The organism is Bacillus sp. FSL R5-0416 (assembly GCF_037975425.1).
Taxonomy (GTDB): Bacteria; Bacillota; Bacilli; order Bacillales; family Bacillaceae; genus Bacillus; species Bacillus subtilis.
Genome location: NZ_CP150252.1, coordinates 477,394 through 489,276, shown reverse-complemented (window position 1 = coordinate 489,276; position 11,883 = coordinate 477,394). Strand labels below are relative to the sequence as shown.

At 46.1% G+C, this 11,883-nt stretch carries 12 protein-coding genes, 1 pseudogene and 1 riboswitch; of the genes and pseudogenes, 5 read left to right on the top strand and 8 right to left on the bottom strand.

Annotation, left to right across the window (positions count from 1 at the left end):
- Window positions 1-28: 28 nt before the first annotated feature.
- The 4 genes from NYE20_RS02495 to NYE20_RS02480 all read right to left on the bottom strand — a co-directional run bounded on the left by NYE20_RS02495 (window position 29) and on the right by NYE20_RS02480 (window position 2,172).
- A complete protein-coding gene (locus NYE20_RS02495; protein WP_015715267.1) occupies window positions 29-388 on the bottom strand; it encodes a YdbC family protein in 360 nt (119 codons plus the stop codon).
- A gap of 2 nt (window positions 389-390) precedes the next feature.
- Window positions 391-723: a cupin domain-containing protein gene (locus tag NYE20_RS02490; protein WP_015715266.1), complete on the bottom strand. Its 333-nt coding sequence runs from the start codon at window positions 721-723 to the stop codon at window positions 391-393.
- Between the two features lie 130 nt (window positions 724-853).
- The gene (gene gsiB / locus NYE20_RS02485) at window positions 854-1,225 is read right to left on the bottom strand and encodes a glucose starvation-inducible protein GsiB (protein ID WP_003225126.1); all 372 of its coding nucleotides are present in this window, start codon (window positions 1,223-1,225) and stop codon (window positions 854-856) included.
- A gap of 128 nt (window positions 1,226-1,353) precedes the next feature.
- Entirely contained in the window at window positions 1,354-2,172 is an 819-nt protein-coding gene (locus tag NYE20_RS02480) for an EcsC family protein (RefSeq protein ID WP_015715265.1), read from the bottom strand.
- 117 nt (window positions 2,173-2,289) lie between these two features.
- Here NYE20_RS02480 and NYE20_RS02475 point away from each other — a divergent pair, with 117 nt between their 5' ends.
- The 5 genes from NYE20_RS02475 to NYE20_RS02455 all read left to right on the top strand — a co-directional run bounded on the left by NYE20_RS02475 (window position 2,290) and on the right by NYE20_RS02455 (window position 5,121).
- Window positions 2,290-2,742 carry a DUF2188 domain-containing protein gene (locus NYE20_RS02475; RefSeq protein WP_003246574.1) on the top strand — a complete coding sequence of 151 codons (453 nt, stop codon included), beginning with the start codon at window positions 2,290-2,292 and terminating at the stop codon, window positions 2,740-2,742.
- Between the two features lie 77 nt (window positions 2,743-2,819).
- Window positions 2,820-3,077, top strand: coding sequence for a GlsB/YeaQ/YmgE family stress response membrane protein (locus tag NYE20_RS02470; RefSeq protein WP_003246519.1), 258 nt, complete (start codon window positions 2,820-2,822; stop codon window positions 3,075-3,077).
- A gap of 229 nt (window positions 3,078-3,306) precedes the next feature.
- A complete protein-coding gene (locus NYE20_RS02465) occupies window positions 3,307-4,584 on the top strand; it encodes an Nramp family divalent metal transporter (RefSeq protein WP_032680356.1) in 1,278 nt (425 codons plus the stop codon).
- A gap of 104 nt (window positions 4,585-4,688) precedes the next feature.
- A complete protein-coding gene (locus tag NYE20_RS02460; protein ID WP_038827757.1) occupies window positions 4,689-4,955 on the top strand; it encodes a hypothetical protein in 267 nt (88 codons plus the stop codon).
- A 28-nt stretch (window positions 4,956-4,983) separates the two neighbouring features.
- Window positions 4,984-5,121 carry a hypothetical protein gene (locus tag NYE20_RS02455; RefSeq protein ID WP_064671965.1) on the top strand — a complete coding sequence of 46 codons (138 nt, stop codon included), beginning with the start codon at window positions 4,984-4,986 and terminating at the stop codon, window positions 5,119-5,121.
- 56 nt (window positions 5,122-5,177) lie between these two features.
- Here NYE20_RS02455 and NYE20_RS02450 read toward each other — a convergent pair whose 3' ends face one another.
- From NYE20_RS02450 to NYE20_RS02435, 4 genes and pseudogenes are all read right to left on the bottom strand, one after another.
- Window positions 5,178-6,902 (bottom strand): pyruvate oxidase, encoded by a 1,725-nt coding sequence (locus NYE20_RS02450; protein ID WP_021481718.1) that lies wholly within the window; start codon window positions 6,900-6,902, stop codon window positions 5,178-5,180.
- A gap of 66 nt (window positions 6,903-6,968) precedes the next feature.
- A pseudogene (gene mutT, locus NYE20_RS02445) lies at window positions 6,969-7,417 on the bottom strand (8-oxo-dGTP diphosphatase MutT).
- A gap of 57 nt (window positions 7,418-7,474) precedes the next feature.
- Window positions 7,475-9,298, bottom strand: coding sequence for a potassium transporter KimA (gene kimA, locus NYE20_RS02440; protein ID WP_003234374.1), 1,824 nt, complete (start codon window positions 9,296-9,298; stop codon window positions 7,475-7,477).
- Between the two features lie 192 nt (window positions 9,299-9,490).
- A riboswitch (cyclic di-AMP (ydaO/yuaA leader) is annotated at window positions 9,491-9,634 on the bottom strand.
- 135 nt (window positions 9,635-9,769) lie between these two features.
- Window positions 9,770-11,881 carry a cellulose biosynthesis cyclic di-GMP-binding regulatory protein BcsB gene (locus NYE20_RS02435; RefSeq protein WP_161621353.1) on the bottom strand — a complete coding sequence of 704 codons (2,112 nt, stop codon included), beginning with the start codon at window positions 11,879-11,881 and terminating at the stop codon, window positions 9,770-9,772.
- Between the last annotated feature and the right edge of the window lie 2 nt (window positions 11,882-11,883).

Sequence of the window (11,883 nt, the reverse complement as noted above, 5' to 3'; positions counted from 1 at the left end):
GCCCAAAACATGATGTTTTGGGCTTTGATTATGCCTTCAGAACCGTCCAGTCTGGTTCGTACCGGATATCAGGGTTATGTAACAGATCGTGAACGAACGGTTTATCCTCTTCGTACACCGTCACCTCTATCGAAAGAATTACAGCCTTCTGATCGTTTTCCTCGTATATGCTGTCATGTTCGTTCTCCATAAAATGATCATAGGCTTCTCTGTTTTCCCATACACTGATGATTTCTGCGGTGAGCGGCTCGTCTATCGTTTTTCGCCAGCCGCCGGCCTGTTTGATAAAGCCGCTTATATACGATAATGCTCCCCACTGTAACTGCGCTTTTGCAAATGCTTCAGCGTTTGCAGCGTCTACTTCACATATCATCTTTTTGATTAGCATGGCTACTCCTCTATGATGACGGTTTCGGCTTGTTTATGCTCCACACAGAGATTTACCGTTCTGACGTAAGAGCGTGTGCGGTGAACCGTGCCTTTCGGGATCAGCAGGCTGTCATTTGCTTTGAGCACCGCGGTTTCTTTGTCCTTAAAATCGATCAGCAGCTCCCCTTCAAGAACAATAAACAATTCGTCTGAGTCAGGGTGATGGTGCCAGTCATATTCTCCCGTAAAAACCGCAATGCGCACGCAGTGGTCGTTGACCTCTGAGATTGAAAAATTGGCGTGCTTTTCTTTGACTTCATTTGCGATGGCGAGCAAGTTTTGTATCTTGGACATTAGCGAAAACCCCTTTTTCACTTATTGTATCTCAATAGCGGCATAAATTGAGAAGATTCCAAAAAAAGCGATCCAGCTGATGTGCCGGATCGCTTTTTTATTTACAGGTTGTCTGCCTTTATGCTTTTGATTAGTCGTTGTTGCGGGCGTTTCCGCCTTTTGAGCCGATTTCTTGGTAGAATTCTTTATCATGATTTTTGCTTGTTGCCTCTCCGCCTTTTCGGCCGATTTCTTGATAGAATTCTTTATCATGATTTTCGCTAGTGGCTTCTCCGCCTTTTTCACCGATTTCTTGATAGAACTCTTTGTCATGGTTCTTGCTAGTGGCTTCTCCGCCTTTTTCGCCGATTTCTTGATAGAATTCTTTGTCATGGTTTTTGCTAGTGGCTTCTCCGCCTTTTTGACCAATCTCTTGATAGAATTCTTTGTCATGGTTCTTGCTTGTTGTTTCTCCGCCTTTTCTACCTGCTTCTTCTCTGCTCATTTTGTTATCGTCTGCCATTTTGAATTCCTCCTTTAATTGGTGTTGGTTGTTGTATTCCCGCTCACAATTCTTTTAAACAAACAAAACACATTGGGTATGTTTCCACTAAAAAAAGCAGGCGGATCGCGGTGTCCGTCTGCTTTCTGCTATTCCATCTCTCGTTCTGTTTCTTTCAGTCGTTCAAGAATGCGCCTCTTTTTGTACAGCATCATGCCTGTCTCGGTAATGTCGTTTAATGTTGAGCGATTGGCAGCGGCGCCAAAAACCATTCCGGCAACCGGCACCATCTGGAAAAGTTTTTTCCAGCCAAACGTGTCTCGATAGCCCAAAACGACTTCTCGCCAGCCTTGGATTTGAGAAGCGACATTCTTATATGTACGGTCTTGATCGTAGTGTTTTAATTCCTGCAAAATCGATCTTTTGCCGACAACATCAGCCGACGTCAGCTGCAGGCATTTCACAATGAAGACGCGTTCTTTTTTCTCCTTTGGGTCATAGCCGTATGCGACTGCGATATCCTGTAATGTTTTTAGTGATAAGCCAAGCACTGCCGGAATGTCTGCCGCCAGCGTAAACACGCCGCCCACACCGGTTGTCGCACCTTGAACGGTTGCTGCGTTGGTTCTGTTTTTGCCCATTCCTTCCGCAATTTCATCCATGACAGGAAGAGGAGCTTTCCGGATGTCCTCCAGCGATTCAAAGATCTCCCCCGGCAGTTTCTTTTGAAACATCCTGATAATCTGTTTTTCAGATGTCAGGTACTGTCCGCCTGTTTGAACAAAGCTGCCGACCTCATCCAAGAGCTTGCCGATCTTTTTCTGGATGAATTCTGGTGTCAGCTTGTCCAGCAGTTGAAACGGGAGACGGCTGAGCTTTTCCCAAAACCAGACTTTTTGCTGATCTTTTTCCCATTTCTCTATCTCTTTTAATTGCTGATGTAAGTCTTCTTTTCGTTCTGTTGGCACCCAACCCGCACTTCCCTTCCGTTTTTTCTACTATATAGTATACCTTCATTTTTTCGGATGCGTTTTTATTTTTCACCTGCGGGTACCATTTTTATAAAAGGAAAAGGAGTGATGGACATGCCTTGGTCGATGAAGGATTATCCTGCTTCATTAAAAAATCTTGAGAAGCCGGTGAGAAAAAAGGCGATAGACATTGCGAATGCGATGATTGATGAAGGCTATGAGGAAGGGCGCGCGATTCCAATTGCGACAAGCAAAGCGAAGGAATGGGCGGAAAACGCCTCTACAGATGAAATTGATGATTTCCTGACGCATGATGATGAGACAGAACGCGATGCTGATCCAAGCAGCGGCAGCGGGCCCGAGCTCATGAACAAAGCAGAACATGTTATTAAGCATAAAAAAGGCTGGGCAGTCAAAGCCGAGGGCGCCAAACGCGTGTCTGAAATCAAGGATACAAAGAAAGAAGCGATTGAACGGGCAAAGGAAATCGCGGCGCATAAAGGCACTGAGGTCATTGTTCATTTAGCTGACGGCAGTGTGCAGAGAAAGATTAAAACAGGGTCATAAAGGAATATGCTTTTAGGTGTTTCGAAATGATCAGAAGCGGTTATTGATTGGTAAATCATTTATGAGAGGTGATCATGATGCTTAGCTTTTTGGTTTCATTAGTTGTTGCTATTGTTATCGGATTAATTGGGAGCGCCATTGTAGGAAACCGGCTGCCGGGAGGAATTTTCGGCTCTATGATTGCCGGGCTGATCGGCGCTTGGATCGGGCACGGACTTCTTGGCACATGGGGACCGAGCCTCGCCGGCTTTGCTATTTTCCCCGCCATCATCGGGGCAGCCATCTTCGTATTCTTGCTGGGCCTTATATTCCGCGGGCTGCGGAAGGAAGCCTAGACTCATTAGATACAGAAGGCATCGTTTCGAACTGAAACGATGTCTTTTTATATGGGACCTTATCCCGAATCCCTACATATCATGTTACATAACAGGGAAAAATTCAGAAGTGTATTTTGAACATTTTCGGTTGACAAGAAACCGGGATGGTCATATGATGTAGATAAAATAATTTGCCTTAAGGAAACTCTTTGTTGTACGGCAAAAACAAACAGAATTCAGGTGAGACATGATGAACAAGGACATCACAGCACAATCTCCCCGTTCCAAAGCCGTCCAAGATGCGCTTGACGGGAAAATCAGAGGATTCAGAGGGCTGCTCCCTTTTCTCGGCCCTGCATTTATAGCAGCCATTGCCTATATTGATCCCGGCAACTTCGCAACGAATATTTCGGCGGGTTCTAAATACGGATATATGCTCTTATGGGTGATCTTATTTTCTAATATCATGGCCCTTTTAATTCAATCCCTATCCGCCAAACTCGGTATTGCGACAGGCAAAAATTTGCCTGAGGTTGCCCGTGAAGAATTCCCGAAGCCTGTCTCGATCGGATTATGGATTCAGGGCGAGCTGGTCATTATCGCAACTGATCTGGCGGAATTTATCGGAGCGGCTCTGGGACTGTATTTGCTGTTCGGCATTCCGATGCTTGAAGCGTCTATTATAGCTGCGATCGGTTCTTTCGCGATATTGGAGCTTCAGCGCCGCGGTTATCGCTCACTTGAAGCCGGTATTGCCGGTATGCTGTTTGTGGTCGTGATCGCCTTTGCGCTGCAGACCTTTTTCGCAAAACCTGATGCCGTGTCAGTGATGAAGGGCCTTTTTGTCCCGGCGTTTCATGGCACCGACAGTGTGCTTCTTGCAGCGGGTATTCTTGGCGCAACTGTTATGCCGCACGCCATTTATTTACACTCTGCCCTTACACAGCGGCGGGTGGTTGGCAAAACTGATGCAGAACGAAAAAAAATCTTTAGGTTTGAATTTATTGATATTTTAATAGCGATGCTGATTGCAGGGGCTATTAATGCAAGTATGCTGATTGTGGCTGCTGCATTATTCTTCAAAAACGGCCTGTTTGTTGAGGATCTTGACGTCGCATTTCAGCAATTCGGACATCTTGTCAGCCCTATGTCTGCGGCTTTATTCGGGATCGGGCTGCTCGTTGCCGGTCTATCCAGTTCGTCTGTCGGCACACTTTCAGGCGACGTGATTATGCAAGGATTTATCAACTACCGCATTCCGCTGTATGTACGGCGTTTTATCACGATCATTCCGCCGATCTTGATCATCGCGTCAGGTGTTAATCCGACGACCGCTCTCGTACTGAGCCAAGTCGTGCTGTCCTTCGGGATCGCCTTTGCCCTCATTCCGCTTATTATGTTTACAAGCAATAAACGGATCATGGGATCTCTGATCAACGCCAAATGGGTCACAGTGGTGTCTTGGCTGATTGCTGTATTGATCGTTGCTTTGAATGTGTTTTTAATTGTAGATACGTTTCGATAAAAAAACCCGGCTTCTAAAGCCGGTTTTTATTTTTTCGCAAAAGCTCATTGATACCCTTTTTGACAGAAATTTGTTATGATAGAAGAAAAATCGGAGTTTTGATGATGTCAGTATTTATTTTGTTTTATTTGTGGATTGTTCCTATTGTCATCGGCATTATATGTTCTGTCGCTGCCTATAAATCCAAGGGGAAAATGAGAGTCGCGCCCGGCATTGCCATGATCGTGCTCAGTATCATTTCCTTAATCACGGCGTTTACGGCCGGACACACAAATTTCCACGTGTTTATCGGCGGCATGTTTTTATTCGGCACCTTCTTGGTCGGTTCTGCTTTTCCTTTCTTTTTCGGGCTGAAGAAAAAAGAGAAATAAGCTTATAATGAGAAGAGTTCTGTAAGATTTGATAAGAATAAGCATGCAAGGACAAATGCATCTTCCTTTGAAACAAGATGCATTTGCCCTTTTGTCTGTTTCGAGTATGGCGAAATCAGTTCCTAATACATACACCGATCATTTTATGAATTCAAACATGTTATAGCTGAAAATACGTTTGTTTCCAACAAAAAACAGAGGCCTTTTGGGGCCTCTGTTTTTTTAGAATAACCGTTTCAAACTTTTCTTCAGTGACGGCATTTCAAATTTTTGGTTTTCGAAGAAGTTTTTCAGCATGTACTTGCTAAAGCCTTTCGCCTGCCCGTAGGTGATTTTGCCAGGCAGCGGCGGTTCGTTTCCAATCATGACATCCACAACAACAGGTTGGTCAGAGTGCAGCGCCTCATGGAATGCCGGCGCAAGCTCTTCCGCTTTGGTCACTTTGATGCCCTTTGCTCCGCAGCTTTCTGCAAATGCGGCATAGTCGACATTTTGAAGTTTTGTGACATAGTCGATATTGCCTTTGACCTGCTGCTCGTACTCAATCATGCCAAGATTTTCGTTGTTTAAAATGACGACTGTGATCGGGAGCTTATATTTGACAGCGGTCGGAAGATCCTGCATGACCATGGAAAATCCCCCGTCACCACAGACGGCGATCGCCTGGCGTTCCGGTTCGGACAAGCTTGCGGCGATCGCTCCCGGCAGGCCGCAGCCCATTGTCGCAAGCCAGCTGGAGACGATGAAATCCTGGTTCGCGTTCATTTTGAAATGACGCGCCATCCAGACTGTCACAGTGCCGACATCGACAGAGAGCACCGCATCATCGGCTGCCGCTTCCTGAAGACGGGCCACGACCTGCTGAGGTTTAAGCGGTGTTGTTGCCTCTGTCTCATCTTTTTCAATTTCGTTCCACCAATGCTGCATATGTTCTGTGCAGGCATTCAGGAATCTTCTGTCTTCCTTGCGTTCAATATACTCTGTCAATTCGCGCAGACCGAGAGCCGAATCGCAGACAAGGCCCGCTGTCACCGGATACCGTTTTCCGATTTTTGCCGGGTCTGAATCGAGCTGGATTGCCGGCGTGTCATCAGGCAAATAATCACGGTACGGGAATGATGTTCCGAGCATGATTAATAAATCACATTCCTCCATTGCCTCGTAAGCCGGCTTTGTTCCGATCTGCCCGAGGTTGCCGAGAAAATGCGGGTGCTTATCGGGAACGACACCTTTTGCCGGGAGTGTAACAACGATCGGAGCGGCGGCTTTGTCCGCAAATTCTAAGAGCTCCCGTTTCGCCTTTTTCATTCCCTGCCCTGCCAGGATAATCGGTTTCTTAGCGTTATTAATATATTGGGCGCAGGTGACGAGCTGTTCTTTTTTCGGTTCAAGGTTCCCTTCAATATACACCGGTGAAGTATACACGGGCTCCCGTTTGATTTTCTCCGCAAACAAATCATCTGACACGCTCAATACCGCAACGCCTTTTTTGCTGTAGGCGGTCCTGATCGCCTGATTTAAGAGATCCGGAAGTGATTCTGCGCTATGTACCTCTCTGTTGAACACAGCCACGTCCTCAAACATTTGCTCCAGCTTAATCTCCTGGAAATAGTCCCGTCCGACTTCGCCAGAAGAAACCTGTCCTGCAATCGCCAGCACAGGGGCGCCGTCCGCTTTTGCATCATATAAACCATTTAATAAGTGCACCGCTCCCGGCCCTGCGATTGACAGACAGACTCCGATCTTGCCGGTGAGTTTTGCTTCAGCTGCGGCTGCCAGTGCCGCTACCTCTTCGTGGCGGGTTTGAATGAACTTCAGTTGATTTCTTTCGTGTCTTAATTCTTCAATAAACTCATTTATACTGTCTCCGGGGATGCCGTATACATGATCAACTCCCCATTGCTCAAGCAGCTCTGTCATTACTTGTCCTGCAGTTTTATGTGCCATAACGTATCCTCCTTTTTCCTTTTTTCAATACCACAGGAGAAAGGCTTTAAAACCCGGAGACCTGAATCACTTGCCAAGTCTTCTTTTCAACAGGTCGATCGCCGCGAGCAACCCTCTATCCTTGACGGTGACATTTACATCTTGAGCGCCGTTCTTGAAATCATTGATCTGCCTTTTTCGATTCGGCACCATAAAAAGCGGCAAACGCCCCGGGGAAACCCACTTTAATCCCGCTGTCTCTGTGCCGTCAGCCACTGCTTGTCCGCCTGTTATGCTTCCGAAAAACAGATGCTGTTCATCTTGAAACTTTGGCCTTTGGTAAACACCTATTTTCGCAGAAAGCGCTGCATTGTATCCCGTTTCTTCCAATACCTCCCGCACTGCCGCTTCCTCAGCCGATTCCCCGGGATCAACCCTGCCGCCCGGCAAATCCCATAGAGGACATCTTTTCGTTTCACCAGCAGAATTTGCTGACTTTCGTTCAATACGATCACAAAAGCACCTTGTGTATACACGCCATACCTCCTTTTCCCGCAAAAAAGGACCAAGGTGATTCCCTTGGTCCTAGAGCTTTACTTTTTAAAATGATACGGCAGTGTGGCAACCATTATGTCCTTTTTCCAGAACAGCCGGACTCTGAGGAGGAAGGCCGATTGGTTGTGAAGGATGGTGTGCCAGCGTTTTTTCGTTATAAATTGCGGAAACAGCACCATAACGGAAAACTGCTCCTTCTTCGCTTTTGCCTCAACTGTTTCCAAAAACTTATCAAACGGATGGACAAGGCTTCTGTACGAGGAGTGAAGCGTAACGAGACGCACTCCGTTATTAAGCTCTTCCCAGCGTTTTTCGAATTTCTTTTCCTGTTCTCTGTCAAATGACACGTGAACGGCGATCACTTGATCGGACAGTGATTTCGCATAGTGAATCGATTTTTGCACGACGGTGGTGACACCGGCCACAGGCACAATCACAACGGTGCCTTTGATTTCTTCCGGCTCTTTGTCTACGATGCGAAGCTGTTCACCAACCGCTGTATAGTGATTTTTAATCGCAAAAAACAGCAAAACGACGATAGGCATAAAGATTAACACAGGCCATACGACATTAAACTTCGTCACAAACAGAATGGATAGAACCATAAACGATATCAGAGCACCGCAGGAGTTGATCAGCATTTTTCCGATCCAGCCTTTTGGTTTTTGCTTGATCCATTTCATGCACATGCCGGTTTGTGAAAGCGTAAATGGAATAAATACGCCCACAGCATATAACGGGATTAAGTGCTCCGTCTGTCCTCCGAATAAGATAATGAGAACAATGGAGGCAAAGCCTAAAAAGATAATCCCATTTGAGAAGCCTAAGCGGTCGCCCCTGACTGTAAACATTCGCGGCATATACTGGTCTCTCGCCAGGTTGAAGGCAAGCTGCGGGAAGGCTGAAAATCCCGTATTTGCCGCAAGAACCAAAATAAGCGATGTGACACCTTGGATGACATAGTAGAACACATTCCGCCCGAAGGTTTCGGATGCAATTTGTGAAACCACTGTTTCATCAGGCTTCGGCGCCGTACCATACCCGTACGCGAGCACCGTGATGCCGGAGAACAGAATCGCCAGCAAAATCCCCATCATCGCAAGCGTTCTTGCCGCGTTTCGCGCAGGCGGGTTTTTGAATGCAGGTATCGCGTTAGAAATGGCCTCAACCCCGGTCAACGCTGAGCATCCGGAGGAAAAAGCCTTAAGCAGCAAAAACAGCGTAATGCCGGCTACAGGTGTGCCGAGCGGTGTATGATGGGCTGGCTGGTCTATTTGTCCTGTCATGAGTTTAAACAACCCGACTGCAATGAGAACCAAAAGCGCCACCACAAACAGATAAACCGGGTAGGCAAGAATGGATGCCGATTCCGAAAGACCGCGCAGGTTCAAAATCATAATCACTAACACGAGAAAAATAGCGATCGGCACATGATAATCATGCAATGCAGGAAAGGCTGACGTGATGGCGTCCGTGCCTGCGGAAATACTTACCGCTACTGTTAAAATATAATCAACAAGCAATGAACCGCCCGCAATCAATCCCGGTTTTTCACCGAGATTTTCTTTAGAAACGACATACGCCCCGCCGCCCTGCGGATAAGCGTAAATAATTTGCCTGTATGAAAGAATCAGCGCGAGCAGTAATATGAGAACGCCAACCGCAATCGGAATGGAGTACCAAAATGCGGCAGCACTGATTGTTGCCAAAATGATTAGAATTTGTTCTGTCCCATATGCAACAGATGACAGCGCATCTGAGGAAAGCATAGCCAAGGCTTTTAATTTCGTCAGTTTTTGCTCTCCAGCTGCTTGGGATTTTAGTGGTTTCCCAATCAAAAAACGTTTGATTGAATGATACATCGATGTCTTCCCCTTTTAATTTCTCATTTTTCAATTAAAACAATAAAACATCAGTGTCTTGCTCTCACATGTTGTTGATAGTCCTTTCTGCTATGATGTCTCTGTATGCGATTTGCATTCAAAAATGAACAACAAAAAACACAGAGGCAAACGGATGCCCCTGTGCCATAACATCGAACACAGGTTTCATTCATCTCCTCTCACGAACGCTTACGAGGTTAGCTGACGGATTCGGGCATATGAGAGTTAGCCCTACCTAAAAAGGATTCACCCCAACGGCAAAAAGCCGTTCTATTGGGTCCCCCGCTCTGATTTCAGATTAAGCGATTTGTTTTCTAAAAGAGATCATACTCCCGTTCCCGCACGTTGTAAAGAGGCTTATTGGCTGAGAGAAAAAAATAAAATGACAGGTTCCACAAATGGAATTTACTTACCAAAAATAAAAAAACAGAGGCTAAAATCGCCTCTGTTTTATTCTGTATCTGTCTTTCTTTTTCTGCGTCTTACGGCAATCCAAATGAACACTGCCGCAATCACCATAATGAGTGCCAGCACACCAATATACATCCATTTCTGGCTATGATCCTGTGTTAGTTGTTCTGCATCGGAACTGTTTGTTTCCGATTTGAGCTGCTGGTGGTTTGTAAACACCTGCTGGCTGTTTGTTTCATTAAGGACGGTTGCCGACTCATCGTTGCTGTTCAGATAACTGATGATCTCTTTTGTGACAGCCGCGCCATCTCCTTTTGACGGTGCAAAGACAGCCATTGTATAGCGTGAATCCCAAACCGATGCTTGGGTAAATACCACTTGTTTTGTCGTCTCATTCAGCATCTCGAAACCAGATACATCAAACGATCCGTTCTTTTCCTGCGGCACAAGCAGATCTGATGATTTCTCCTTCAGAAGAGAAAATTGATTGATCCCTCCTATGAAAATGAGGTTTCGTCCTTTCGCATCATTTGCTGTAACGTCAGATGATTTCTTTACCGTATATGAATGCTGTGCTTCGCTGCCAAAGGATTCCGTCACGAGAGAAAGCTCCTCTAGCTTCGATTGGCTTACGGTGTCAGGAAGCACGATTAACGTTGTTTGATCCTGGTTTCCGGCGTAAGGCAGCGGCCACTCTTGAAAATCCGCTGACGGAGACATGCCTTTGATGGCGTATGATAATGTACTGTTTTTATCGATAAAAACCCACTTTTCTTCATCAGTGGTGTTGCAAGGGTTGTTTTCCTTTAAACCGGTCGTGACGAACTGAATATCAATGTAGCGGTTTTTTTGCAGCAGCTTAGGGTCCACTTTCACTGTGACATGATAGAATCCGTTTTTATCTTCTTTTCCTAATTCATCAAGCCGGACCGAGTGCGGCTGGCCGTTGATCATCACTTTCAGTTCTGCGGCCTGAGAGGCTGACTCGTTTTCAGCCGTTGAGGCTTGAATCGTTTCAGACTTTTTCAGTTTAAGCGACAGCTTCGCCGATTGGTTTTCATCTAAAACAGCCGAAGCCGGATAAAAATAATGTGCTGAAGATGTTTTGTCAGCTCCAATTGTGATATCGCCCGCTCCAAAATTCTCAAGGGTCAGCTTATCGCTTTCCTTTTTTTCAGTCTGCTGAAGCTTGCTGATTGAAAGTGTATCGCCGCTGAGCTGGCCTGTATATGTCTGATCTGTCATCACGCTGATTTTTTTAGTGAGCGCGTCCTCGGACGCCGCTTGCGCAAACAGAACCGGCTGCTGTTTGCCCTCTGCTTTCAGCACCCGCTCCGCAAGCAGAAGGTTTTCTCCTTTTGCCTGTAGCCCGGCTTGTTTCAACAGGTTTTTCACTTTGCCGTTCCAATGCTTGTCCACGCCGATAACAATCGTCGGCTTATCGATTTTTTTCAGTTCAGATTCCGTGACATACGCAATACTGACACTGCTGTCCACCGTTTTCAAATAGCCTTCTGTTTTAACAGCAGCTTCTATTTCTGCTGAACTTGAGTTATCCGGAATGACGATAGCTGTTTCTTCCGCTGTATTTCCAGATTGGGCGAAAGGATACGGATAATGGTCCAGCGACGTTCCCTTCGCTTCACTGCTGTCAGCAAGTGTCAGCCGGCTGTCCGGATAAATTTTGATCCAGTTGCCTGATGTATCCTGTCTGACGCACACGCCCTCTTTCATTACGCCGTAGAATTTCAACGATACGTTGTGATAGCCTTGCGCAGACTGGCTTTTATTCAAATTCAGCTTCACTGTTTTCCGTTTGGAATCACCATCAAGCTTTAACGTCTTGACCGGTTCATCATCAATGATAGCCGTTAACGATGATGGAGAAATTAAAAGATTTGATGCCTCGTATTCGATTACCAATTGCTGATTGCCTGAAGAAGCGCCTGCCGGGATCTGATACGTCAGCTCTGCGCTGTCTTTTGATCCATACAGTGTAATCAGCTCGCTTGTAAGCACCTGCTGTTTGGCTTGTTCTTGGCTGCTTTTCCCGAGGAGCGAACCGCTGACCTGTACGTCTTTGGCAAGAGCCGTTTGTCCAGTCATCGCCAGCAGCATGAAGCTTGTGAGAAAAATCATTATTTGTTTCAAAA